Source organism: Vibrio sp. R11-SG3-ISO9, from assembly GCF_059834255.1.
The window spans coordinates 1-24,709 of the sequence record NZ_JCBDGU010000049.1; the positions used below are offsets into that span (position 1 = coordinate 1).

20 protein-coding genes, 1 tRNA gene and 2 rRNA genes are annotated in these 24,709 nt (G+C 44.3%); 15 read left to right on the top strand and 8 right to left on the bottom strand.

The annotated features are described in order from the left end of the window. The 6 genes from AC6R05_RS17660 to cqsA form a co-directional block, all read left to right on the top strand. A 23S ribosomal RNA gene (locus tag AC6R05_RS17660) occupies nt 1–116 on the top strand; the annotation flags it as partial. Nucleotides 117–264: 148 nt separating this feature from the next. Next, a 5S ribosomal RNA gene (gene rrf / locus AC6R05_RS17665) occupies nt 265–380 on the top strand. An 84-nt stretch (nt 381–464) separates the two neighbouring features. Continuing rightward, nucleotides 465–555 (top strand) — tRNA-Ser (locus tag AC6R05_RS17670). Between the two features lie 218 nt (nt 556–773). After that, the gene (locus AC6R05_RS17675) at nt 774–1,220 is read left to right on the top strand and encodes a hypothetical protein (RefSeq protein WP_500648157.1); all 447 of its coding nucleotides are present in this window, start codon (nt 774–776) and stop codon (nt 1,218–1,220) included. A 332-nt stretch (nt 1,221–1,552) separates the two neighbouring features. Then, complete coding sequence (locus AC6R05_RS17680; RefSeq protein ID WP_500648158.1) at nt 1,553–2,542, top strand: zinc-dependent alcohol dehydrogenase family protein; 990 nt, start codon at nt 1,553–1,555, stop codon at nt 2,540–2,542. A gap of 265 nt (nt 2,543–2,807) precedes the next feature. Beyond that, a complete protein-coding gene (cqsA, locus tag AC6R05_RS17685; protein ID WP_500648219.1) occupies nt 2,808–4,040 on the top strand; it encodes an alpha-hydroxyketone-type quorum-sensing autoinducer synthase in 1,233 nt (410 codons plus the stop codon). Between the two features lie 83 nt (nt 4,041–4,123). Here cqsA and AC6R05_RS17690 read toward each other — a convergent pair whose 3' ends face one another. From AC6R05_RS17690 to AC6R05_RS17720, 7 genes are all read right to left on the bottom strand, one after another. Next, entirely contained in the window at nt 4,124–6,169 is a 2,046-nt protein-coding gene (locus AC6R05_RS17690) for an ATP-binding response regulator (protein WP_500648159.1), read from the bottom strand. Nucleotides 6,170–6,420: 251 nt separating this feature from the next. Continuing rightward, entirely contained in the window at nt 6,421–7,743 is a 1,323-nt protein-coding gene (locus tag AC6R05_RS17695) for a CoA-disulfide reductase (protein ID WP_500648160.1), read from the bottom strand. Between the two features lie 75 nt (nt 7,744–7,818). Further along, entirely contained in the window at nt 7,819–9,225 is a 1,407-nt protein-coding gene (locus AC6R05_RS17700) for a cation:dicarboxylate symporter family transporter (RefSeq protein WP_500648161.1), read from the bottom strand. Nucleotides 9,226–9,256: 31 nt separating this feature from the next. Beyond that, nucleotides 9,257–9,640 carry a RidA family protein gene (locus AC6R05_RS17705; protein WP_500648162.1) on the bottom strand — a complete coding sequence of 128 codons (384 nt, stop codon included), beginning with the start codon at nt 9,638–9,640 and terminating at the stop codon, nt 9,257–9,259. Nucleotides 9,641–9,666: 26 nt separating this feature from the next. Then, nucleotides 9,667–10,335, bottom strand: a complete 669-nt coding sequence (locus AC6R05_RS17710; RefSeq protein WP_500648163.1) for a helix-turn-helix transcriptional regulator — start codon at nt 10,333–10,335, stop codon at nt 9,667–9,669. A 478-nt stretch (nt 10,336–10,813) separates the two neighbouring features. Beyond that, on the bottom strand, nt 10,814–12,151 hold the full coding sequence (locus tag AC6R05_RS17715; protein ID WP_500648164.1) for an MATE family efflux transporter: 1,338 nt from the start codon (nt 12,149–12,151) through the stop codon (nt 10,814–10,816). 100 nt (nt 12,152–12,251) lie between these two features. Beyond that, the gene (locus AC6R05_RS17720; protein WP_500648165.1) at nt 12,252–13,235 is read right to left on the bottom strand and encodes a helix-turn-helix domain-containing protein; all 984 of its coding nucleotides are present in this window, start codon (nt 13,233–13,235) and stop codon (nt 12,252–12,254) included. Between the two features lie 129 nt (nt 13,236–13,364). Between AC6R05_RS17720 and AC6R05_RS17725 the strand changes: the two genes are divergently transcribed. Further along, nucleotides 13,365–14,735: a serine hydrolase domain-containing protein gene (locus AC6R05_RS17725; protein ID WP_500648166.1), complete on the top strand. Its 1,371-nt coding sequence runs from the start codon at nt 13,365–13,367 to the stop codon at nt 14,733–14,735. A gap of 65 nt (nt 14,736–14,800) precedes the next feature. After that, nucleotides 14,801–15,586: a hypothetical protein gene (locus tag AC6R05_RS17730; RefSeq protein ID WP_500648167.1), complete on the top strand. Its 786-nt coding sequence runs from the start codon at nt 14,801–14,803 to the stop codon at nt 15,584–15,586. Between the two features lie 64 nt (nt 15,587–15,650). Here the strand turns inward: AC6R05_RS17730 and ppsA are convergent, their stop codons facing one another. Then, entirely contained in the window at nt 15,651–18,023 is a 2,373-nt protein-coding gene (ppsA, locus tag AC6R05_RS17735) for a phosphoenolpyruvate synthase (protein WP_500648168.1), read from the bottom strand. 178 nt (nt 18,024–18,201) lie between these two features. Here ppsA and ppsR point away from each other — a divergent pair, with 178 nt between their 5' ends. From ppsR to AC6R05_RS17770, 7 genes are all read left to right on the top strand, one after another. Next, nucleotides 18,202–19,035 carry a posphoenolpyruvate synthetase regulatory kinase/phosphorylase PpsR gene (gene ppsR, locus AC6R05_RS17740; RefSeq protein ID WP_032550172.1) on the top strand — a complete coding sequence of 278 codons (834 nt, stop codon included), beginning with the start codon at nt 18,202–18,204 and terminating at the stop codon, nt 19,033–19,035. Between the two features lie 657 nt (nt 19,036–19,692). Then, nucleotides 19,693–20,136, top strand: coding sequence for a hypothetical protein (locus AC6R05_RS17745; RefSeq protein ID WP_500648169.1), 444 nt, complete (start codon nt 19,693–19,695; stop codon nt 20,134–20,136). 3 nt (nt 20,137–20,139) lie between these two features. Then, the gene (locus AC6R05_RS17750; RefSeq protein WP_500648170.1) at nt 20,140–20,646 is read left to right on the top strand and encodes a hypothetical protein; all 507 of its coding nucleotides are present in this window, start codon (nt 20,140–20,142) and stop codon (nt 20,644–20,646) included. Between the two features lie 39 nt (nt 20,647–20,685). Continuing rightward, nucleotides 20,686–21,096, top strand: a complete 411-nt coding sequence (locus tag AC6R05_RS17755; protein WP_500648171.1) for a hypothetical protein — start codon at nt 20,686–20,688, stop codon at nt 21,094–21,096. Beyond that, nucleotides 21,093–21,563 carry a hypothetical protein gene (locus AC6R05_RS17760; protein WP_500648172.1) on the top strand — a complete coding sequence of 157 codons (471 nt, stop codon included), beginning with the start codon at nt 21,093–21,095 and terminating at the stop codon, nt 21,561–21,563. Before AC6R05_RS17755 ends, AC6R05_RS17760 begins: the two co-directional genes overlap by 4 nt. 190 nt (nt 21,564–21,753) lie before the next feature. Further along, nucleotides 21,754–23,718, top strand: coding sequence for a CHASE3 domain-containing protein (locus AC6R05_RS17765; RefSeq protein ID WP_500648173.1), 1,965 nt, complete (start codon nt 21,754–21,756; stop codon nt 23,716–23,718). A gap of 182 nt (nt 23,719–23,900) precedes the next feature. Next, a complete protein-coding gene (locus AC6R05_RS17770; protein ID WP_500648174.1) occupies nt 23,901–24,707 on the top strand; it encodes an arylamine N-acetyltransferase family protein in 807 nt (268 codons plus the stop codon). The last annotated feature ends 2 nt before the right edge of the window (nt 24,708–24,709 follow it).

Genomic DNA, 24,709 nt, shown 5'->3' on the forward strand with positions numbered 1-24,709 from the left:
CTGACGCTTTAAGCGTCCTAAAGGGTTGTTCAAGACTAGAACGTTGATAGGCAGGGTGTGTAAGCGCTGTGAGGCGTTGAGCTAACCTGTACTAATTGCCCGTGAGGCTTAACCATACAACACCCAAGGGGTTTTGATGGACTCAAAACTGTTGTTTCCGCTTTAAAAAGCAGAAGCAAACAAGAACACTTGAATGAGTTTAGAGAACAAGAAACAGCTTTCCAGATTACTTTTCTGAAAGAAAATCAGAGAAGAAAGAATTTGCTTGGCGACCATAGCGTTGTGGACCCACCTGATTCCATGCCGAACTCAGAAGTGAAACGCAATAGCGCCGATGGTAGTGTGGGGCTTCCCCATGTGAGAGTAGGACATCGCCAGGCTTGCTTTACGCTTTCAGTTTTAAAAAACTGAAAGCAAAACTAGAAACAGCACCAAATTAAGACTGATTTTAGTAACAATTTGTTGGAGGGATGGCTGAGTGGTCGAAAGCACCGGTCTTGAAAACCGGCAACCGTTAATAGCGGTTCTAGGGTTCAAATCCCTATCCCTCCACCACCATTTAAAAGCCCGCTGAGAAATCAGCGGGCTTTTTTCATTTCTGCAGTCTTTATCACGACTTTAGCTTCACTTTATGTTTCTAAGAGGTGTTAACCTATAAAATTCTTTGTTTAATTACGACCTAACAGTTTGTAATTATTATGATTATGGGAGGCCTCCTCGAAGAGCTATGGTCGGGGAGAGGTTATGATTCACCCGAAGTATGGTTTTGAAAAGTGGAAATAAAAGGAAAGAAAGTTAGCACTTGGATTGTATGTGTACTGTTCATCCATATTTTGGCTTTTTTCTATCATACTTATCTAGAAATAACGAGTTTACCTATTCAGGATGTATTGCATGGTGTAGACGAAAATACATCATTTACTATCGCGCCAAGTCAGGAAGCGAAAGAATTTGGATTGAAAAAAAATGGTGTGTTAGGAAAGATGTATGAGTGTATTATACAGTTTAATAAGAGTAGCCGAAGAGAACGTCCGAAGTTAACCAAATCAGGATGGCTCGATGTTCGATTAAGTGATGTAAACATTACATTGAATATGACGATTTCAGAAGGCAATGTAACTAAATTAATTACGAAGGGCGTAGATAAAAATGGGAAAAAGCTGAATGTAGATGTAGTCTATTTGAAGTGTCCGATTAGCCTGTTAAACGAAACATACTAATGATCTTCTTGGCCGTGAAGTGTGACTCGATTACTCTCTTCCCTACTTTTTAATCCAACGTTTATAAAATATTTCCATCCTTTAATTTCCCGTTAGGTATGCCGCCAAAACAAATTTGTTGAGAGCCAGAGACGCCAGCTTCGGCTCTTTTAGATCTCTACTTTTCCATTAAATCCTTACTTCGATTAGATTCGAAGATTGTCTCTCCAAATGCTCAATTCTTAACAAAAACTTAAAACTGATTCTGTGCCTTGTCGTCTTATAAACCTCACAGTGCTGCCTATACTAGTTGCGTACAAACAACGCAAAGCAATGGATAGGGGTTCTACGGTATGAAAGCGACAGTGATTCGTAAGTTTGGCGGTACAGAGGTATTTGAAGTAGCTGATATTGAAAAGCCACAGGTTAAGGCTGGTCACCTATTGGTTAAGGTTGCGGCTTCTAGCGTAAACACCGTAGATATGATGCTACGTGAAATGGGTGAAGCGCTCCCCTTCCATCCTCAACTACCAGGTGTTCTCGGTATGGACTTTGCTGGCACTATAGAAGCTGTTGGTGAAGGTGTTGCAGGTTATGCGATTGGAGATGAGGTATATGGCTGTGCTGGCGGTTTAGGGGACTTACAGGGCTCATTGGCAGAATTTATGTTAGCTGACGCCAATCTTGTTGCTCACAAGCCGAAGAATATCTCCATGCGTGAAGCTGCTGCCATTCCACTAGTGGGTATTACCGCTTATGAAGGACTAATGCGAACTGGTATCACGGCTGGGCAGAAAGTTCTTGTACATGGTGGGGCAGGTGGTGTTGGACATATCGCACTTCAATTGGCAAAACACTTCGGAACGGATGTTTATGCTACCGGTACTCAGGGTGTCAAGAATGATCTGATTACAAAGCTTGGCGCTACTCCTATCGATTACAGAAACGAGACAGTGGCAGATTACGTTGCCAAGCATACTGATGGTGTTGGTTTTGATTTGGTGTTTGACTCGGTTGGTGGTTTGAATCTCAATAACTCCATTGAAGCGACTATGCTTAATGGCCAGATCGCAACAACAGTCTCGATGAATGAACTCGACCTCACTATGGTTCATCTAAAGGGCTTGTCACTGCATGTTGTGTTCATGTTGATCCCGATGATCCACAACGTTGGTCGACCTGAGCACCACAAGATCTTAAAAGCTATTGCCGATATTGTCGAAGCCGGCGAGCTTACCCCGGTTGTCGATAGTCAACGCTTCACATTAGAAGAAGCAGGTGCTGCGCACGAACGTTTAGCCAGCGGTCAGGTTACCGGCAAGGTGGTTGTTGATATCTCATAACAGTGTGCTCAACCAGTAGTCTTCAACCAATTTACTATCTGAAAATGCTTTGAATTAATGCTCACGTTGTTACACCGCAGCGTGAGCATCATCATTTTTCGAGCTTGAAAAACATCGTGAATCTTTGATTTTTAGTACACCCGAGTAAAGGGTGTATTCCCGAATCCTAATGACTGTTCCCCCTCCTTAAATCCTTAAATTCCGAGTTTGCAAGTCGCTGCAAAAATATGCAACTCACCACTTAACAGGTGCGTTTTTTTCTTCAATATACAGCTGTCAGCGCTGGCGTTTTTCTGTATTACGAAGAGAACTTACTATGAGTGATAATTCTAAAACAAAACCATTACCTTCCTTTGTTGAGGAACGCCTTAACTATTTTATTCAAGATCTGATTGCGCCGAACATGAACAAAAAGCACTTGGTACTGGGTCAGCGCCCAAGATCGAGCTCTGTTGTGATGCAAAGCAATGATTACCTAGCTTTGTCAAATCACCCAGATATCCAGCAAGCACACAGAGATGCAATTAAAAATGATGGTCAAAGCGTCGTGATGTCTTCGATCTTTTTGCAAGATGAAGACTCTAAACCCGAGTTTGAGCAACAATTAGCTGAGTTAGTTGGAATGGAGAGTTGTTTGTTGTCTCAATCAGGTTGGGCGGCGAACGTCGGTTTATTGCAGACGATATGTGCTGAAAACACGCCTGTCTATATCGATCACTATGCGCATATGTCGCTTTGGGAAGGTATACGTGCCGCCAATGCAGTTGCTCGCCCATTTCGACACAACAACATGACTCATCTGCGCAAACAGCTTCAACGCCATGGCGCAGGTGTGATTGTGGTCGACTCTGTCTACAGCACGATTGGTACTGTCGCACCTCTCGCTGACATCTACGAAATGGCTCAAGAGTTTGGCTGCGCACTAATTGTCGATGAGTCCCATTCCCTAGGAACCCATGGGAAGCAAGGAGCGGGTCTGGTGCATGAACTCGGACTGACTGAGCAGGTTGATTTTATGACTGTGAGTTTGGCTAAAGCTTTCGCTTATCGGGCTGGTGCTATTCTTGGTCCGAAATCAATGGCAGATTCACTGCCTTTTGTCGCGTTTCCTGCAATATTTAGCTCGACGGTGTTGCCTGAGGAAGTGAGTCGTTTAGAGAAAACACTGCAGGTTATTAAAAGTGCTGACGAGAGACGGGAGCGGTTGTTTGAGTGCTCTACATTACTGAAAGATGGCTTGTCAAAGATAGGATTCAATATTCGCAGTGATTCTCAGATTATTGCATTGGAATGTGGGGATGAACGAAATACCGAAAGAGTTAGAGACTTCTTAGAAAACAACGATGTGTTTGGCGCGGTATTTTGCCGGCCTGCAACCGCGAAAAATAACAACATCATCCGCTTTTCTGTGAATTCTGACTTGAGTATGAGCGACATTGATCATGTGTTGACGGTTTGCCAACAGGCATTTAATCACAAGGATCTACAGTTTGTGTAGACGAAAACGGCACTCAATTAAGATAGGGTAGTCGTAAATACACAAATAGAGCTCAGTGAAATACTGAGCTCTTATTCAAGTGTTTAAACCCAGTTGGCAATCTTATCGAACAGGCGGTTTTTATCCGCGGGCTTAACAATAAAGTCGGACATTCCTGATTCACCAATCTGCTCAAGCGTGACTGGGGAGCTGTCGCCCGTGTGTGCAATGATAGGGATCTTTGAATAAGCTTTGTTGGATCCTCGGATACGTCGAGATGCTTCAACACCATTCATGACTGGCATCTCAATGTCCATTAGGATTAGATCTACATTACTCTTGTCTAGGGCATCTAACGCCTGCTGACCGTCTTCTTTTTCGATGACTTCAAAGCCTTGTTTGGCGATAAGCATTGCAGTAAACCTGCGCAGTGACTCATTGTCGTCAACCACCATAATCGTACCTTTCTTAGAGGTCTTAAGCGGCTCGAAGTTAGAATGTGGTGACAGTGTTTCACTATCGAAAAACAGGCCGTCGACGGTTGATTTTGTATTGAGCAACCAAGCTTGGGTTTCTATCCATTTTACATTAGGTAGCATAGAGCCGATTTGCTGGGTTGTTGAGTGCTCATAAAGGTAAGCGACACGCGCCTCGGTAAATGACAGCAGTGACTCAATTGCTTTTAGCTGCTTGGGCTGTTTAACGAGAGCTTCAGCGTCAACAAAGATAACGTCACACTCAAATTCATACTCTTTGCGATTCAGCGCTGATGCTGGGTTGATCACAGTTAAATCGAAGCCCATAAATCGGCTAATCTCGGTCATTCTTGTGGTTAGAATGTTCTGTTCGCAAATCATTAATACTGATTTCAGTTTGGTCAGCTCACTCTGAATCTCGGCCACAGTATTTGAACCTATCAATGGGAACGAAAGTGTGAACTGAGACCATTCTCCGAGTTCAGACTGGCACTGAATATCACCACCAAAAGCTTTCATCACTTTTTGGCAAAATGGCAACCCCAACCCATAGCTACCCGACTTACCTGTGGTGTAGAAGTCTTGGAAAATATTGCGCATGACCTCATTAGAGATACCAGAGCCGTTATCCGTTACTGTTACGCTGTTGGTTCTGCCCTCATTATACATCGAGACATGGATATGAAATTCATCCGAACTACGGTGGTGGAAAGCATTCTTAAACAAGTTATACATCACATACTTGAATAAGGTGTCACTACCAAGAAATTCGAAATCACCTTGTACATTTAACGAGATAGCCTTTCTGTCAGTCGAGCGCTTGTAACTGAAGCTTTCGATCGCCTCGGTCACTACATTTTTCGCTGAGTGTTTCTTAAACGTTGAACGTGATACACGGTTCTCGTCAATTGACGTTAATAGAAGGTCTATCGTCTCGTTACCACTGCGAATGATGTTCATCGCATCGTCGCTGACTTTCTTAAGTAATACGACGTCGTCATGTTTTAAGGTGTACTGACCTTGTGTTACCTGCTTCGGATTAGGAAGTACCGATTGAATAACATCAATCGAGGTGAGCAAACCGCTTAGTGGGTTACGCATTTCGTGGGCAATACCAGCACCAAAAGATTTAGCAAGAGAGACTCTCGCTTCGTGTTCTACTTGGTTGCGAACATAGAACAAGTTACCGAACAAATAGATGAATAAGAAGATAGGAACATGCGTCCAGTCCATAGTGATATCAAGGTGAAACCCTTGTGCTACCCATGCACACAAGCTTGCTAACCCAATTCCCGCAAAAGTTTGAGCGAACATGACTCTGGTGATGTGAACTAACAGGATATGCAGGAATATTGCTGCCATGAACGACATTACCCACACGTTCGACCAACTGTTCATCAGCAACATGTAAAAGAAGAAGCCGGGTAAGCAGATTGTTGTGACAACTTGATAGTACGCCGGGAGGTACTTTCTCCAGCGAAATGGGAAGCGATGTCGGTATATGATGCCGAAGAACAGTGTTGAGCAGAACACGCGCAATGGCAGGTTTTCATAGGGCTGCGGAAACATTAACTCCCAGACTATGTAATAGACTGGGAAGCCGACAAAGCCCATCCACCCGACAAGGGTCAGGTTTGGTTCAGCGTATTGATAAACCTTGCGAATAGCATCCATATTGAATATTTAGTTACCTAGCCTAAGACGTATAAGAGTACTGATTTTATTTTTATATTTTCTTGATGATTATATATCACTTGTTGTTTGTAAGCTTTTAAAGTTCGATCAAATATTGCACTAAGTCAGATTGTGGCACGAATTGATAGTTCCAATTTTGTTGAGAGCGGATAAACAAAAAAGCAGCCTGTGGTGGCTGCTTTGGGTAAAGGTCAGAGATTGGACCAAGCTTGGTAGAGTGTAAACACAGATTACTTCGCTACATTGCCTGCCACGTTTAGTGCATCCCAAGTTCGTGCGAATGGGGGGGCGTAACAGAAGTCCATGTAGCCGAGTTGTTGGGTGGTCATCTTCGCTGTGATCGCAACAGCTAACGCATTGATGCGGCCTACTGCGCCTTTTTTACCGATAATCTCGCCACCGAGGAGAACTTTGGTTTCTGGATGGTAAACCAGCTTTACATTGATGTCTTCTTGCCCTGGGTAGTAATCGGTCTGGTTTTTATCTGAAATGGTTGAAACCTTAATATCTAAATCGTGTTCTTTTGCTAGAAGTTCAGATACGCCTGTGCATGCTAGTTCGTAGTCCAACACTTTCAAACAAGATGAGCCAAGGAAGCCATCCATATAAGTATCTTTACCTGCCAACTTGTCTGCCATCATACGCGCTTGTTTGTTCGCTGTGGTTGCGAGTGGGACATAAACAGGTTTCCCTAAAGCCATATGGTGAACGACCGCACAGTCGCCAATAGCATGGATATAAACGTCTTCAGTCGCGCCGAATTCATTCACCAACAACGCTCCGTTGGCAGATTTTGGTAATTCGAATGCTTCGGTATTTGGTTTAAAGCCCAGTGACATGATCACCACGTCAGCCTCAATATTGCCGTTGTCTGTTTCGATGAGGTAACCACCTTGCTCTGCATCGCAAATAGCAGACACGCTGCAACTCGTTTTAAGCTCAGCACCAGATTCACGAATCGCGCCTTCTACTACTTCAATCATTTCTGGGCTAAATTGACGACTCATCACGTGCTGCTCACGCTCAATGATGGTCACTTGTTTACCTAATAGATGTGCGGCATCGAATACCTCAAGCCCAATAAAGCCTCCACCAATTACGCAAACGCGTTGTTTACTGTTGTCCTTAAGTGCTTCTTTTACCGCCAAGCCATCTTCCATGCTGGTTAGCGTGTATACGTGCTCTGGGTTAAACTCGCCGAATGATGGAACTATTGGACGCGCGCCCGTCGCAATCACCAACATATCGTAATCGATGGTGCTTTCTTCTCCTTGGTGACGAACTTTAATCTGCTTTTCAATGCGGTTTAGTGCGATCATTTCAGTTTCAATACGCACGTCTAAACCAGATTTAATTGCCTGTTCTGGCGTTCGAGAAATCATCCGCTCGGTGTCATCAAACATACCACCCGCGAAGTAAGGCAAGCCACAGGCTCCGAACGAGATGTAATTGCGCTTATCCAAGACAATCACCTCATCAGATGGTTGATTACGTTTGTACTTTGCCGCGAAACTCATACCAGCAGCGCTACCGCCTATAACAACAACTTTCATATTTACTACCTAAAAACCTGAATTCAGGGAAACAAAAGAGCACTCATGTTGAGTGCTCTTGATAAATGCTAAGAATTACACAGCTGCTTCTTTTGTTACTGTAGCAGCGGCGTCAGCGTTGTATTGTTCAGTATTTAGCGAACCATTCTTCTTCGCGGTTAGAACACCAGACAACATAGAACCGGAGATGTTAAGCGCGGTACGAGCCATATCGATTAGTGCTTCAATAGAAACCAGAATCGCGACGACCGTAATGTCTAGACCCATGATGGTAAGTACCGCCACAGCTGCGAACGTTGCACCGCCACCAACACCTGCGATACCGAATGAAGCAATAGCGATTACAGCAATCAGCTGTAGGATGAAGCCTAGGTCAACTGGCATACCCATGACTTGTGCCGCCATGATGGCTAGCATTGCTGGGTAGATACCCGCACAACCGTTCTGACCGATACTGGTACCGAATGTCGCTGACATGTTTGCTGTTTCTTCGTCTACACCTAGGCGTTGAGTTTGTGTTTCAACGTTAAGTGGGATAGCCGCCATGCTTGAACGAGAGCCGAAGCCGAATACCAATACAGGCCAGATTTTCTTCATGAATTTCGCTGGAGAAAGGCCGAACATTGATACCATCACGAAGTGGATGGCGAACATCACGCCAATTGCTACATAGCTTGCTAGTAAGAAGCGACCCATTTCAGCGAGTGCGAACAAGTCGTTGGTCATCATGAACGTGGTCATTAGAGCGAATACACCGTAAGGCGTCAGCTTTAAGATTTCACGTACCATTGAAAGCACCACTTCTTTTGCCGAGTTGATGAAATCAACGAAGTTTTGCACTTTTTCAGGTTTACGGTTTTTAACTTGCAGGATGCAGTAACCTAGGAACATACCGAACAGTACTGTTGATAGCGTAGAAGTACGCTCTGAGCCCGTTAGCATGTCGAAGATGTTGGTTGGAATGATAGACAGAGCCATACCAGACAGACCGCTGCTCGCCATTGCATCTTGTGTCGCTACCAGTGAATCACCACGTGCTTCGATAGCACTGTTGGTACCAATCGTGCTCACTAGTGCGTTTGCATCGATACCAAACAGGTAGATACTTGCAATACCAACTGCTGCTGAAATTGCACAAGTGAAAAGCAGAATGCCGATGATTTTTGGTGCGATACGAGACAGTGCGCCACCGCCCTCTACGTTCATGATCGAAGAGATCATCGCCACGAATACCAGTGGGATAACGATCATTTGTAGCAGTTTGATGTAGCCTTTACCGAATACTGAAATTAGCTCAGCAAAGCCTGCTGTCGCCGTGTTGCCGACGCCGAATACCAGTTGGATAGCTCCACCAAATAGTAGACCAGCTGCCAATGCGCTTAATACGCGGAAGTTGAAACTCTTTTTCTGTTTCTTAAAGTTCGAAAGTAGTGCGTAGAACCCGAAGAACAGTATGCTTAATCCTAAAAATGAAACGCTCATGAGAATCTCCTATTGACCCCATTAAATTCGATTATTTTTTGTATGCGATGGCTTCAACTTCAACCAGTGCGTCTTTTGGTAATCTTGCTGCTTCAACACAAGAGCGAGCAGGTGCGTTCTCGGTTCCAAACACTTCGGTATACACCTCATTAAAAGCAACGAAGTTCTCCATATCTGACAAGAAACACGTCGTCTTTAATACTGTCTCGAGGCTAGCCCCACTTGCTTCTAGAACGGCTTTTAAGTTTTCTAGAGACTGACGAGCTTGTTCTTTAATGCCGCCCTCAACAAACTGCATGGTTTCTGGAACCAGTGGTAGTTGGCCTGAGGTGTAAACCATTTCGCCGTAAGCTGCTCCTTGAGAGTAAGGACCGATAGCCGCAGGTGCTTGTTCAGTGGTAATGATCTGTTTCACGATATAACTCCTAACTTATTAATTTTTTATTCTGATTTAAATTCACGGATAAACTTGTAGACGGCCTGACGGCTTATCCCAAGTTGTTCGGATACTTGCGTGGTGGTTTCTTTTAATTCAAAGACACCGTTGTCGAATAGGTTGCGAATAATGGCTTTGTTGTGGCCTTTCGGTGACACAGTGTCATCTTGCTCCACGTCTTGAATGGCAGAGTTAAGCGCCTGTTGAATAACGTCGTTGGCGTTGTTACTGAATGTCTCGCTTACTAGCGTCTGAGGTGCGTTGCACTGGGGCATTAAGGTCTTAACGATCTCTGGAAATGGGAATGACAAGTTCATGTTGATACAAAGCATGCCAATTGGTTTTTTATCTGGGCCAGCTAGAATGCATGTCGTTGATTTTAGTAAAGAACCATCAGCAGCATTGGTGAAGTAGCTTTTCGGCGACACTTCTCCAGTTTTCTCGAATGTGCTCCACATACGTAAGCCTAAGTCAGTAATAGGCGAGCCGATTTCTCGGCCGGTATGGTGACCGTTGACGATCTTGACCACTGAATTTTCGAGGCTTTCAAAAGAGTGGATCACCACCTCGCAGTAAGGACCAATTAGGTCGGCGATTGTGTCTGCTAAGCGAAAGTAATTGCTCAAACACTCTCTATCTTCATCACTGAATCGAACTTGTTTTACACTCATCATTTCGGTTTACATTTTTGAACTCAATGACTGAAAGCTACTCCTTTAGTGGTAATTGGGCAATCCTGAGTAAACTTCTGTAAACCGAGAAAATGTGATGTAAATCCCAACAATATTTCCGTTTTTAATCGGCTTTGTGGGTGATACTTGAACAAGGTCACTAGAAAATGGAGATATGAGTTTAATTCCGTAAACCGTATCAAAGTTTAATTATTTAAAATCAAAGATTGCGTTTTTGAATACTTTAATGATCTAGAACAATTTCTAATGAGCGCTGATAAAATAGACCAATTTACTTCTTAAATGCATGATATGAATGCATTTATTCTATAGATGGAATAATGGCTAATGTTAGGTGATCAAATTGAAGTTTAGAGAGTTTGGGTTCTAAAAAACTCTATTGATAGGGCAGGAATTTAGTCTTAGATATGAAAAAGCAGCCGAGGTGGCTGCTTTGTAATTGTGGAGAAGGTTAAGTGTATTATTCGGCTGCCAGCTTTAATTCAACTTGTTTAAGTGCGCGTTGAGATAGCAACCAAGCACAGGTTCCAGCAAACACATTACCGACCATGGCACCCCAGAACAGACCTTCAATTCCCCCTATTTGAGAGCCAATCCATAAACAAGGTAAGAAGAAAGCAAACAGACGCAGAGCTGAAATCGTCAGCGCGGTATACGACTTACCTAGTGCGTTTGATACCGATACCATCAACATACAAATACCTAGAGGGCCAAGGCTGATTGGGACAATCATTAGGTGGTAGTTCAAGATTGTTGTTACATCATTGTCGCTAGTCATTAGCCCTGCTAACCCGTTTGAGAATAGCCAAGTAACGAGTGCAATCACAACCTGAAAACCAAGCACAAAGGTAGCAGCTATCTTGATTAAACTGCGAATGTCAGTCAGGTTCTTTTCACCTAGCATACGACCAACCATTGGTGGCATCGACATGGTTAGAGCCAGAACAGAAACGATAGAGAAAAACTCAAAGCGTGAGCCCAATGCCCAAGCCGCAACTGCAGCGGTACCGTAACTTGCTAGTAGTTTGGTTGCCAACATTGAGGATACTGGGGGTAGCAATTGGCTGATCATTGCAGGTCCCATAATATGGCCAATTGATCGAACACTTTTGCTAATGTTCAAGTCTTGCCAATCGAAAGTGAGCCAATGTTTCTTGGTAATCTTAGGTGCCACAATCAGGATACCCACGCCAAAGGCGATGATCGTTGCGATCGCCGCACCATTGATGCCTAAGTCCAGAGTGAAAATGAAGATCGGATCGAGCACAAGGTTAATCAAACTGGTGGCGATCATCATAGTACCTGGAAGCATGGTATTGCCATTGGCACGACAGACGCTATAGAAGAAATACAGCATTGCACCTGTCCACGAGCTGACGAGCCAGTAGATCCAGTAAGAATCAATGATTGGAAAAACCGATTCAGGGGCGTCCAACAATTGCAAAATTGGGCCACGCAGCAGGTAAATGATCACCGAAAACAGTGCTACGCCTACACCGCCCATTGCAACCACCAAGCCACCCAGTTGCTTAGCATAACGCGTCTTCTTTGCTCCGATAGCACGTGCAATGACCGCCGTGGTCGCGATACCAAGTCCAACTTGAATCCCAATGATGATCATCTGAATTGGCAGGGTGAAACCTTGAGCCGCCAGTGGTAATACGCCCAATTGACCAATAAAAGCACTGTCGACAAGCTGAAAACTCATCAATGAAAGCACGCCGAACAGCATTGGCCAGGTCATAGTAAAGAGTTGCCTGCTTAGAGACGGTGAGGGCGTTGCAGTTGTTGAATTCATATTAGTCTTTGCATTATTGAGGGGACGGCGGTTCACCGTTCAATGTAGATTTGGCTAAAGGATAGCGTAATGTCTTGCGGATACCAATACGCGGTATTGTCTATTCTGTGTTGCGATAATTGCGTCGATACTGTGGTGCAGTGACATCTGCCCACTTTTTGAAGGCGCGATTGAAGTTACTTAGATCACTGTAGCCGACTTGCCAGCTGATCTCTTGTACTGATAAGTCGGTCTGCTCTAACAACTGTGTCGCTCTTTTATAACGCACTTTCTCTTTCTCATCTTTAAAAAGAATGTCACGGCTTTTTAGATTCCTTTGTAGGGTTCGTTTCGTCATACCGAGCATCTCAGCAAACCAATCTATGTTGAACCATGGCAATGTGGCATAGGTGTCGATTAAGGTGATGACCGAGTCGTGCCAATCAAGCGATGCAGTTTTTTCATCGATGGCTCGATAACCCTCTGCCAATGGAATGACGATTGCACCATAGGCTTGCTGAAATTGAATATGCGAGTAATGGAAATGATGTGGGAGTTTATTCGAATTTTGGCTCGAAGAGACCAGTTTTGCGTGTGATGGCTGCCAACGAGGATCGATAAAGCTGCGACAGAGGCTGATTATGGTCAGCGTTCTGAACCACTCTGCTTGTTCAAACCCGGCAGTGGAAGGGCGATAACAACTGCGATGACACAACCACCAAAAACCGTCTTTGTACTCCGTCCAGATGGTGATGTGATTGCTGAGATTCTGGATCTCGACAATCAGGCAGCGTATCGCTTGTTCCAGCGAGTCACATTGTTCAATCTTTTCATGTAATGCTGGTGAGAGTTGTTTGAGCGTTGCTTTAATACCCACCTCGATGCCAATGCTGTATCCAAACTTACGCTCAAGCAAGTCTATGAATCGCACTAAATCTTGCGTCGGTAGCCACAGGCTGGATTGGGTTAGTTCAAGGGGCAAGCCACACTCAAGAGCGATTGAGCGCCAATCGAGCGAGCGTTTATCGCAATACTCAATATAGGGTGCAATATTGCTGGTCGAGCTCAACAGAATATTGGTGGTATTGGCTGTGGCCTTTTTCATCTTTTTGCCTATCGCTACAAATGAGGTGACTTTATTAAGGTAATCGCTATCACTTTAAATGTCACCAAATGACCTAATTTTACCCCTCCAACCTCCCTATACTTCTCTCAACCCAAAGAGGAGAAGAACATGAAACTTAAACCCCTTGCCCTAATTATCTCATCATTTGCCGTTTCATCGCTGGCCTTTGCATCAAACGTTGTGGCTCAAAACCCAGTTGAAGCCGCTCTTCAAGTGGAAGGTGCTCAAGTGACTTTGACGGTCAAAGATGCACCAAAGGCGTTCACCCCAGAGTTTGCTAGCGCAGCGCGTGAAAACTTCAACAACTTCCATTGGCAGATGGGTGGTGACCACAGTGTTTACTACAACATGCACATGAGTGAGTTTATGCCAACGGCTTTAGCTGCACCCAATGAGAACTACAAGCCATTGGTGAAGAACATCGATCCTCGCTTGGCGAAATTGACTGTGGACACAACCGCCAAAGGTGAGTTGACAATGGAGCAGTACCTAGCCGATGAACAGTTTAGAACTCAAGGTTTTATGCTGATTCACAAAGGTGAGATTGTTTATGAAGCATATCCAGGCATGAGCCCAACAGATACCCACGTATGGGCTTCAGCCGCTAAGACAACCGTCGGTGCTGTGGTTGCGATGCTGGCAGAAGAGGGCAAAGTCGACCCAGAGAAATCTATTACTCATTACGTGTCTGAGCTTAAAGGTACAAACTGGGATGGCATCACCGTACATCAAGTATTAAACATGTCAACGGCACTCGATAACGAAGAGACGCTAGCATCAATCCTTAACCCGGACTCCGATGTGGTGCGTTTCTTTGCGGCATCGTTCAACTCGCCTCGTGCAAAAACGGGTGAAATGGAAACATGGATGGAAGTGGCTCAAGGTGCACAAAAACTGGATGGCGAACAAGCAGGTGACCATTTCCGTTATGCATCTATTAACACCATGGTGCTGACGAAGCTTGCTGAGAACATCGAAAACAAAACTTGGACAGAAGTGTTTGAAGATCGCGTTTGGTCGAAGGTGAATGCGCGTCAACCAATGCAGTTCAATCTAACGCCTGACGGAATGGCAATCGCAGTAGGTCTGGTTTCGACAACGGTAGAAGACATGGCGCGTTGGGGCACCTTGTTCACACCAAGCTGGAAAGCTGTGGCGGAAGAGCCTGTGATTTCGCAAGCGGTGATTGATCGCATCCGTAGCAGTGGCGATCCGAAAGCCTTTGTTGGTACGAGTAAAGAGACGAGCTCTCTACATGCTTTCCATGAAAAAGCCGACTATAACGCGTATCAATTCGACTTCATCTTCAATGATGGTGCAATGGCGAAAAGTGGCAACCTAGGTCAGTTCATCTACATCGACCCAGACCGTGACTTTGTTGGCGTGATGTTTTCGAACAATCCATACCACTCAGGTTTTGGTGAGAACAAAGGCCCTGCGTTAATGCGTTCTGCAGCGAAGCTGCTTGCTGACAAATAATTCATTTCAATGACATCACAGGGAGGTTTAGCTTCAAGGAAGAAGGCCATCAATTCGAGAATAGTATGAAAAAATTGGCTCTTTTGATCTCTGTAGGTTCAGTCTTAGTATTTCCCGCTCACGCCGATTCAGAGAGAGTGATTGACCCTGCAGACGTAACTAAGGTTTACACGCAATCTGCACTGATGTTAAGCGGTAGTTCGGATATTCAGTTCCAAGGTCAGATATCGGGTGGTTTAGAAAATGGTCAGCAGTTTGCGTTGCTGGCGGAAGCGACTTTTGTTGATGATAACGATACAACTCAAAGTGATCCGAACAAGTTTGGTTCCGACTACAACAACTCGCGTATCCAATACTTTCATGTTTTTGAGCCCGGTATAGCAGCGACACCAAAGATTGGTATGTCACTGGACTACATCAACACCAGAACCAACATTAAAAACGATTTGCTTTCGGTGGGTGGTGTCGTTGCAATTAACCCTGCTTATACCCAAGGTTTCTTGGTGTTCCCAAGAGCGGGATTGATGACAGGAAGCATGGAGATAGGTGGTGCAAGCGTCGGCAAAGATAACCTGACTGGCTACTCATTAGGGCTGATCACCGCTAAACACCTTGGAGACTCCGGTGCGTATGTCTCCTTGGTACCTGAGTGGCAAGACCTATCAGGTGACGATATCAACATGCAAAACTTGTCGTTGAAGACGTCTTTGAATGTACCCATTAACAGTGCTCGCACATGGTGGTTGAATACTCGCTACGATTTAACCAAGGGTGATATCGACGTAAATGGTGTGAGTCTGGATAGTGATTGGCAATCTGAAGCGTGGGTTGGGGTTCGATACTATTTCTAGGGAACGGCTGAAAACAAAAGCCAGTCATAATGACTGGCTTTATTCATATCTCGATTAGAGAAGGTTATTTGTTAGCAACATTGCCTAACTTCAACCATGTATCGATAACCGAATCTGGGTTTAGAGATACAGAGCTGATGCCTTGCTCCATTAACCATTCAGCTAGGTCATCGTGATCCGATGGACCTTGGCCACAGATACCTACGTATTTGCCAGCTTTGGTTGCTGCATCAATTGCCATCTTCAGCATCGCTTTCACTGCTGGGTTACGCTCGTCAAATAAATGAGCAACATCACCAGAGTCACGGTCAAGGCCAAGCGTTAGCTGAGTCATGTCGTTGGAGCCGATAGAGAAGCCATCGAAGTACTTCAAGAACTCTTCAGCCAATACTGCGTTAGATGGCAGCTCACACATCATGATCACTTTCAGACCTTGGTCGCCACGACGTAGGTTGAATTTCGCTAGAAGATCGATAACCGATGCCGCTTCGCTTGGAGTACGTACGAAAGGAATCATGATTTCAACGTTCTTAAGACCCATCTCGTTACGTACGCGCTTGATCGCTTGAGTTTCTAGCTCAAAGCAATCTTCGAATACTGGAGAAATGTAACGAGAAGCACCACGGAAGCCCAGCATTGGGTTCTCTTCATGCGGTTCAAACTCTTTACCACCGACTAGGTTGCTGTATTCGTTAGACTTAAAGTCAGACATACGTACGATCACGCGTTTAGGCCAGAACGCAGAGGCGATAGTCGCGATCCCCTCTGTTAGCTTGCTTACGTAGAAATCGATAGGATCTTTGTAGCCACGGATACGCTCAGTGATTTCAGCTTTAAGCTCATCGCTCTGTGCGTCAAAGTTAAGTAGCGCTTTCGGGTGAATACCGATCATCTTGTTGATGATGAATTCTAGACGAGCTAGACCAACACCTTCGTTCGGGATTTGAGCGAAGTCGAATGCACGGTCAGGGTTACCGACGTTCATCATCACTTTGGTTGGAAGCAGTGGTAGTTCGTCAACGGCAGAACGCTTGATTTCGAAATCCAGCTCGCCTTGGTAAACGTAACCTGTTTCACCTTCTGCACACGAAACCGTCACTGTAGAACCATCTTCTAGGCGGCTTGTTGCGTCACCACAACCAACAATCGCTGGGATGCCAAGTTCACGAGCGATGATCGCTGCGTGACAAGTACGACCGCCACGGTTGGTTACAATCGCAGAAGCTTTCTTCATCACTGGTTCCCAGTCTGGGTCAGTCATGTCAGTGACTAGAACGTCACCTTCTTGAACCAAAGACATTTGATCCAATGAATCAACCAGACGTACAGGGCCAGAGCCGATACGTTGACCGATAGCACGGCCTTCAACCGCTACGTCTGCTTTGTTGCTTAGTTCGTAACGCTCAATGACGTTTTGCTCGCTTTGAGAACATACGGTCTCTGGACGCGCTTGAACAATGTAAAGCTTACCGTCGATGCCATCTTTCGCCCACTCAATATCCATTGGACGTTGGTAGTGCTTCTCGATGATCATCGCTTGTTTTGCTAGCTCTTTGATCTCTTCATCGTTTAGTGAGAACTCGTTACGCTCTTGAGTATCTGTGTCGATGATATCAACTTGCTTACCGATCTCTTGGTTAGTTGAGTAGATCATCTTGATCAGTTTAGAACCGAACGTTTTCTTAACGATAGGGTACTGACCCGCTTCAAGCATCGGCTTGTGAACGTAGAACTCATCTGGGTTCACTGCACCTTGAACAACCATTTCACCAAGACCCCAAGATGAGGTGATGAACACCACTTGATCGAAGCCTGATTCTGTATCAAGGGTGAACATTACACCTGAAGAGGCCTTGTCTGAACGAACCATGCGTTGGATACCCGCAGAAAGCGAGATACCACGGTGGTCAAAGCCTTGGTGTACACGGTAAGAGATAGCGCGGTCGTTAAACAGAGACGCGTATACGTGTTTTGTTGCTTCTAGAACAGCATCGATGCCTTTAACGTTTAGGAAGGTCTCTTGTTGACCAGCAAACGAAGCATCAGGAAGGTCTTCCGCCGTTGCCGATGAACGAACCGCTACAGACAATTCGTCATTGCCTTCGATTAGCTCACGGTAGTTATCGCGGATGTCTTGTTCTAGGGATTCTGGGAAAGGGGCTTCAAGAACCCATTGGCGAATCGTTGCACCTGTCTTACGCAGCGCTTCAACGTCTTCAACATCAAGTTCATCAAGTAGTTGGTGAATGCGCTCATCAAGACCTTTGTAGTCTAGGAACTCGTTAAACGCATAAGAAGTGGTAGCAAAACCATTTGGTACAGAAACACCAGCATTGGATAGGTTAGAAACCATCTCGCCTAGTGAGGCGTTCTTACCGCCGACCTTGTCGACATCTTCCATGGATAGGCCATTGAACCATAGGGTATTATTTTGCATTTATTTCTCCAGAAACATAGCAAGTTTTGTAGGGATTTAAAGGCAAACGATTACGTCAGAATTGAAAAAAATGTTAAAAATTTTTCAAACCTGTGGGGAACGTAATAGTCAGCAGGCTTTTGTTATATATATTATGGTGTCCATCCTACTCAAAATAATTTTAAACATTAAATAAAAAATGCAAATTGATATTCAAAGTCGTGATGTATTCTATGTTTCTGATGGAACGGCCATAACATGTGAGACTTTAGGGCACGTTGTTCTAGGTCAATTTCCCTTCAAAGCTAACGAAAAAACCTTCCCGTTTGTGGAAAGCGAAGACAAATTGAGTGACCTACTCAAGGAGATTGAGATTTCCTACCAAGAGACAGGTTACGAACCGCTGGTGTTTTTCTCGATTGTTATCCCAGACATCAAGAAAAAGCTGTTGGCGGCCCCTGCGCACTGTTATGACGTGTTAGAGAGTATTGTGCAGAAAGTGCAAGACGACACCAAAATGGCACCCAAACCGAAGCTGCAGCGCTCGCGCAGCGTTAACAAGGATTCTGACAAGTACTTCGATCGTATTGCGGCGATCGAGTACACCCTTGCGCATGACGATGGAATTACGCTAAGGGGACTAGAGGAGGCCGATATTATTCTGCTTGGTGTCTCTCGTAGCGGTAAGACTCCGACTAGCCTCTATATGGCAATGCAATTCGGATTGCGTGTGGCTAACTACCCATTCATCCATGACGACATTGCGAGACTGAGACTATTGCCTGAGTTTGAGATCCACCGTCATAAGCTATTTGGTTTGACGATCGATGCAGAGCGTTTAACTGAGATTCGTGAAAATCGTCTAGCGGGAAGCGAATACGCCAGTGACTCGCAGTGTCTTTACGAGTTGCAAACGGTAGAAGGGCTTTTCCGTCGTGAAGCGATCCCGTACATCAATACCTCTTCACTTTCGGTTGAGGAGATCTCAACACGCATTTTAGAGCGAACAGGATTGAGACGCCGATTGCTTTGATCTTTTTCTGATTAGACGATTTTGCCGTTTTATTCGAGGCGGCAAGATCGTCACTTGTCCAAACTTCTAACCACTTCTGACGTCATTCTTCTTCTTGAAGCGATCTCCCTGCCATAGAAAACCCACTTCTACTGTTTGTTTTGCTCTCTCCTGTTAGAGGTTGTTCAAGACAGTGTCATTGCTGCGTAAATAAATACTCATTGTCTAAATAAAATAATTGAGTGGCGCAAAATGGTAAAAGATCTGGAATTATCTCCAATAATCTAGCCGTAACCAATTTGATTGAGGTTATACCTAGATGAAAACCACCATATTAATTCTGTCTGCTCTATTAACAATGAGCCTGCCTGCTATGGCTAATTTACATGTGTGGGACCAAAAACAGTTTCAAGCATATTCCGATAAAACTGAAGTTAAGTTCACTTTAATAAATAAGTACAACAAAAAAGCGGACTATTACTTACGTATCGATAATAAGTCTTTTCCGAATAAATTGAGCTTAGGACCTAATCAAGACATCGAACTCAATATTAATGTGAAGACACCAGCTGGTCAGAAAACCAAGAAAAAAATATGTACGAGAATGGTCACTGATTCACCTAATAGCTATGAAGTGTGCACCAACATTAAATTCGAAAGGTATTGATGATGAGGCGAATGTTCTTATTGATTTTGACGTTATTTGTCCCCGCATTGGCGAGCGCTAACCCGATTCCGAGTGTCTCCAACCCATCGGGTACTGACCGTGTTCGAACTTCGGAAGGAGCGTCGTGTGAGCAAGCCATTTCGACAGGTAAAACCATTCAGTTTGGTACTTATGGTGCGACGGGCAATGAAGACAGTGACAACTATTACGGTGGTGATCCCAACAATTATTACCACCAAAACCAAGATGAAGCGGGTATCTATGCCGCCATCACCTTCCAATTTGGTGGAGAAGAGCGTGTGGATTGTTCTCGCTTATATGAATTTGAATTGAGAGAGAGGAAGAGAGAAGAAGAGTTAGCTCAAGCAGAACACGAGCTTAAATTACTGCAAATTGAAGCTGAGAAGTATCGTCTTCTCAAGATGAAACAAATGAATACAACCTTTTCGGAGTAAGTGATGAGTATGAGAAAACAGCTAATGTTCATGGCAACATGTGGTGTGTTGTCGGTGTCCACAGTATACGCTATGCCACCCGACCACGGAGATGATGAAGCCACTAGCGGCGATGTTACCTTTTCTGCCAAAGTGGAAAAGCAGTGCGGTATTGATGTAACGGCAGCCACAGCGGATCTTGCTTTTGGCGATAACTACCTCGATTCAACCGCGCAGGTAAAACTCATTAACAATGAGAAAGACGGCAAGATTGAGTTTAGAGTTGAGCCAATCAAAACAGAAGATCTCGGTGATCAAGTCACCAAGCATGATGTTCACTTCAAAGCAGAAAGTTCGGTGTCGGCTGATATGAGTGCCCCAGATTGGGAAGAGGGGATTGAATTCTCACGTGATGATCTTAGGTCGAACAATTTAGTTAATCTAGCCGCTCGAGTTTCCATAGATGAAAGTAACCTCGATGCCGATGATTATGAATTGGTGACTAATTGGATCATTGAGTGTGATGATTAATCGTTAAAGCCCTCATCTGAGGGTTTTTTAGGTCTTGTTATGAAAACAATGTTGTTTCTTTTCTTAGTACTGTTTCTTTCTCCTTATGCACTGAGTCAGAAAAATAAAGATCATAAAAATGGAGAAGATTTTAATAAACTTTGTGAGAGTGGGTCAGAATATCATGAGAATCGAATATTTGATGGGTTATCTAGCTCGGAATATATTAATTGGACTCAAGTAGAATTAATGAATGTAAGTAGTCGTTATGATTATTCTTCTACCATGATTAATCATTCGGATGATGAATATATATCTTGCGATCTGATTGTAGATTATAAATATAACGACAAGCAGATATCCATTAACTCTACATATTTGGTGTCACTAGAGAATGATCAAATTAAAAGTACTGAAGCGTCTACCAAAGAAGCAGTTAGAGACTTTATTGTAAAGGTAATAGTCAATTGAAAACCAAGGTTTTTCTACTCGCTTTTATGATGCTCCACGCGTCGTACGGGCTTGCAGCCACAGAGCACAAGAGCCTCAGATTTTCTAAGCATGTGCATGAGCAATGCGGCATAAAAGTGATTGATAATGCGGGAGAGCTCAATTTTGGGCATCACTACGATGGGCAAGCACTGAGCTTCGAGCTGACATCAAACAGAAAAGGTGGGCGTGTGAGATTGAAGCTGGTCCATTTTGACCTTGGTAGCTTTGAAGGCACGGTTGAGCCGTCACAAGTTTACTTTCGGGTAGATGGTGCTTTTCGTTATCAAGGCAATGTCGACTACTGGCGGCAAGGTATTGAATTAGAATCTGATTTCTTGCGTGAATACCCCAACGTAACAGTGAGTGCGAGAATTGAACTTCAAGATTACAATGCGCCGGCAGGTGAACACTTTATCAATATGGAGTGGGGGATTGAGTGTTATTAGATCCTTAAAAAATATGTTCGAACAAAACCTATATTCACATCTGTATACATATTTGATATGAGATAAGTGGCATTTATTCTTTGCCTGTTTGCGCAACGACTATCTATGCTTTTAAGTACGGTTACTGAAGTAATCGATAATTAATTACAAAGATAGACGTCAGGCTCACAAAGGTTAGGGAAAACTGCTTATGAAAATATCGTCACTTTCGATCCGAAATCGCTTGCTTATTGGCAACATGATTACCGTCAGTATTTTGGTTGTGCTGTGTGTTGTCGTTTGGAACTCCATCAAAACACTCAACAACACTGATGATATGGTCACCCACACATATCAAGTTATCGATCACTCCGACCGATTAGTTAACTCCATGGTCGACCGAGAAACCGGATTGAGAGGGTATGCGATTGGGGGGCAGGAAGAGTATTTAGAACCTTACTATTTCGGTCAAAAGGCTTTTGATGATAGTTTCACCATAGTCAGGAATCTAACTAGAGACAATCCTCCTCAACAGGCGCGCTTTGATGAAGTTAAGCAACTCGCATTGGGTTGGCAGGCGTATGCAGAAGAGGTTATCTCACTTCGAAAAAGCATCTATGAAGGTGAGACTTATGTTAATGAGTTGCAATCCCTGATCGCCAGTGGTGTCGGCAAACAAAAAATGGATGCCTTGAGAAAAGAAGCCGCCTCGGGTCAGTATCCTAATGGTGAGCGACTCATCAACCATATGATCAACATGGAAACCGGCTTACGCGGGTTTATGTTGAATCGCCAAGAAGAGTTCCTCGAACCCTATCACAATGGCATAGAGCAAGTAGAACAAGAGCTCGCTTTTATGGGTAACTCCAAGTTAGCTCGAGATGTTCGCGCATGGATCGATGATTACGCGTCGCAAGCTATTGCCTTAGTCCGACAAGCAAACCGGTTTAATTCCATTGATGCTCTCTACGCCAAGTTGTCCAAAAAAGAAGGGAAGCAATTTATGGATGCTCTGCGAGGCAAAGTTGCAGAGATCATCGATATCGAAAAAGGCTTGATGGTTGAGCGTAAAGAGGCTGCGACAACAGCCTCAGAACTGGCGTTGATTGTGATTGTCGCTGGTGGCGTATCTTCAGCACTGTTCTGCTTTGGGTTTGGTGCTTTCATTTCAAGAAATATTACTGCGCAGATTCAATATGTGATTGGTATTGCTAAACAACTGGCGAAGGGTGATCTCACGGTTAAGATTGAAAAAGGTGAGCAGAACGAAATCGGCCAGTTAACCGATGCTCTGAAAGTTACGGCAGACAGCCTAAAAACCATTATTAGCAATATGATGGTCGCGAGTGAGCGTCTTAGCAGCTCATCTACCCAGCTCACCAACATCACTGTCGCCACCAACAAAGGTGCCAATGAACAGATGTTGATGACTGATCAAGTTGCAGTCGCAATGAATCAGATGTCGATTTCTGTTCAAGAGGTGGCTCGTAATGCGGTTGATACTGCTCAATCTGCAGAAGAAGCGAGCAGTGAAGCAAAACAAGGGCAGGCGGTTGTAGAACAGACTACAGACAGTATTAATTCTTTAGAATCCGAGATTGATGGCACCATGAGTCGCTTAGAAGACTTGTCCCGCGAGGCCACCAATATTGGCGGTATTCTTGATGTGATTTTAGATATTGCGGCGCAAACCAATCTATTGGCTCTAAATGCAGCGATAGAAGCCGCTAGGGCTGGAGAACAAGGAAGAGGCTTTGCTGTGGTGGCAGATGAGGTTCGAAGCCTTGCTCAGCGTACGCAAGATTCTACCTCTGAGATTCAGAGCTTGATTGAGCGCTTACAAGCAGGAACCCAAGAAGTGGTCAGCAGCATGGGGACTTGTAGTGATATTGCTAAAGCAAGTGTCGTCAATGCCGAAAAATCAGGCCATGCGTTTGATGTCATCACTCAATCCATCAGCCGTATCACTGACATGAGTACACAAAGTGCGAGTGCCTCAGAGCAGCAAAGTGTCACGGTCGAGCAGATAAACCAAAACGTGGTTAACGTGAACCGTATAACCAAAGAGAGCGTTACGGGCGCGGAGCAAACCGTTGAGTCGAGCCAGGAGCTCGTCAATTTATCAGAGAAACTGCAGAGTATCGTCGGCCAATTCAAGGTGAAAAGCGCCAGCTAATATGAGCAGAAATCCCTCAACCAAAAGCGAGCACTGAGCTCGCTTTTTTATTTTCTAAATGAAGTGAAAGCAATCTAAAAAAATAAATAAAAAAAGTGCTTTACCTAAAGTTAACTTGAGGTTTTATGATGCCAACCAAGCGATAAGGAGAGAGGCTCTCCAACTAAATATAAAGGCACGATATGAATCCAAAAATGATTGAACAGTACTTCCAACGAATTGGCTTAATCCATCCCCCTGAGATTAATGAATCGACACTAAGGCTTATCCACCATCATCAACACCGCGCAATCCCATTTGAGAATTTGGCGATCTTAAACGGTGAGTCGATTGATATCACGCAACAGGCGATATTCGAGAAATTGGTTGTGAGCGAGCGAGGTGGTTACTGCCAAGAGCTCAACGGGTTGCTATTCAATGTCCTTTCATACCTTGGATTTACCATTCGACCTCTGCTTGCTCGTGTGCATTTTGGTGAGCAACCAACAGGACATGGTCATCGTATCAATTTGGTGACCATTGACGATCAACAGTGGATTGTCGACGCCGGTTTTGGCACCAGCACACCACGAGCACCGCTACCGCTGATATTCAATCAAGAGATCAAAACCGATCTGCAAACGTTTCGGTTCATTAAAGATCCACTGTTCGGAAACATGCTGCAGACCTTCGACGAAGACGCATGGAAAAACATGTACAGCTTAGATATGAACCATGTGATTTGGAATGACTTGGAATACGGTAATCATTTTACCTCGACTCATCCAAGCTCTTTGTTTACTCAGAACTGTGTTGTCGCAAGGCCGACTGATGAGGGTATTACGACTTTATTCAATCGAACATTAAAGATTCGACGAGGTGGTGTAGAGCAAGAGATCGAATTAGAGAACGAATCGGATTTTTATCACGCACTAAAACAGCACTTTGGTCTGGAACCTAAGATTTCGTACCAAGCATTTATTCCATTTTTAGACAAACCAGAGGCTTAACA

What these genes read in the sequence shown, in the direction of transcription:
- AC6R05_RS17750 (WP_500648170.1), top strand. Translation starts at nt 20,140, where the DNA reads ATGAGTATGAGAAAACAGCTAATGTTCATGGCAACATGTGGTGTGTTG.
- AC6R05_RS17725 (WP_500648166.1), top strand. Translation starts at nt 13,365, where the DNA reads ATGAAACTTAAACCCCTTGCCCTAATTATCTCATCATTTGCCGTTTCA.
- AC6R05_RS17765 (WP_500648173.1), top strand. Translation starts at nt 21,754, where the DNA reads ATGAAAATATCGTCACTTTCGATCCGAAATCGCTTGCTTATTGGCAAC.
- AC6R05_RS17710 (WP_500648163.1), bottom strand. Translation starts at nt 10,335, where the DNA reads ATGATGAGTGTAAAACAAGTTCGATTCAGTGATGAAGATAGAGAGTGT.
- AC6R05_RS17680 (WP_500648158.1), top strand. Translation starts at nt 1,553, where the DNA reads ATGAAAGCGACAGTGATTCGTAAGTTTGGCGGTACAGAGGTATTTGAA.
- AC6R05_RS17720 (WP_500648165.1), bottom strand. Translation starts at nt 13,235, where the DNA reads ATGAAAAAGGCCACAGCCAATACCACCAATATTCTGTTGAGCTCGACC.
- AC6R05_RS17770 (WP_500648174.1), top strand. Translation starts at nt 23,901, where the DNA reads ATGAATCCAAAAATGATTGAACAGTACTTCCAACGAATTGGCTTAATC.
- AC6R05_RS17700 (WP_500648161.1), bottom strand. Translation starts at nt 9,225, where the DNA reads ATGAGCGTTTCATTTTTAGGATTAAGCATACTGTTCTTCGGGTTCTAC.
- AC6R05_RS17755 (WP_500648171.1), top strand. Translation starts at nt 20,686, where the DNA reads ATGAAAACAATGTTGTTTCTTTTCTTAGTACTGTTTCTTTCTCCTTAT.
- AC6R05_RS17715 (WP_500648164.1), bottom strand. Translation starts at nt 12,151, where the DNA reads ATGAATTCAACAACTGCAACGCCCTCACCGTCTCTAAGCAGGCAACTC.
- ppsR (WP_032550172.1), top strand. Translation starts at nt 18,202, where the DNA reads ATGCAAATTGATATTCAAAGTCGTGATGTATTCTATGTTTCTGATGGA.
- ppsA (WP_500648168.1), bottom strand. Translation starts at nt 18,023, where the DNA reads ATGCAAAATAATACCCTATGGTTCAATGGCCTATCCATGGAAGATGTC.
- AC6R05_RS17730 (WP_500648167.1), top strand. Translation starts at nt 14,801, where the DNA reads ATGAAAAAATTGGCTCTTTTGATCTCTGTAGGTTCAGTCTTAGTATTT.
- AC6R05_RS17690 (WP_500648159.1), bottom strand. Translation starts at nt 6,169, where the DNA reads ATGGATGCTATTCGCAAGGTTTATCAATACGCTGAACCAAACCTGACC.
- AC6R05_RS17745 (WP_500648169.1), top strand. Translation starts at nt 19,693, where the DNA reads ATGTTCTTATTGATTTTGACGTTATTTGTCCCCGCATTGGCGAGCGCT.
- AC6R05_RS17695 (WP_500648160.1), bottom strand. Translation starts at nt 7,743, where the DNA reads ATGAAAGTTGTTGTTATAGGCGGTAGCGCTGCTGGTATGAGTTTCGCG.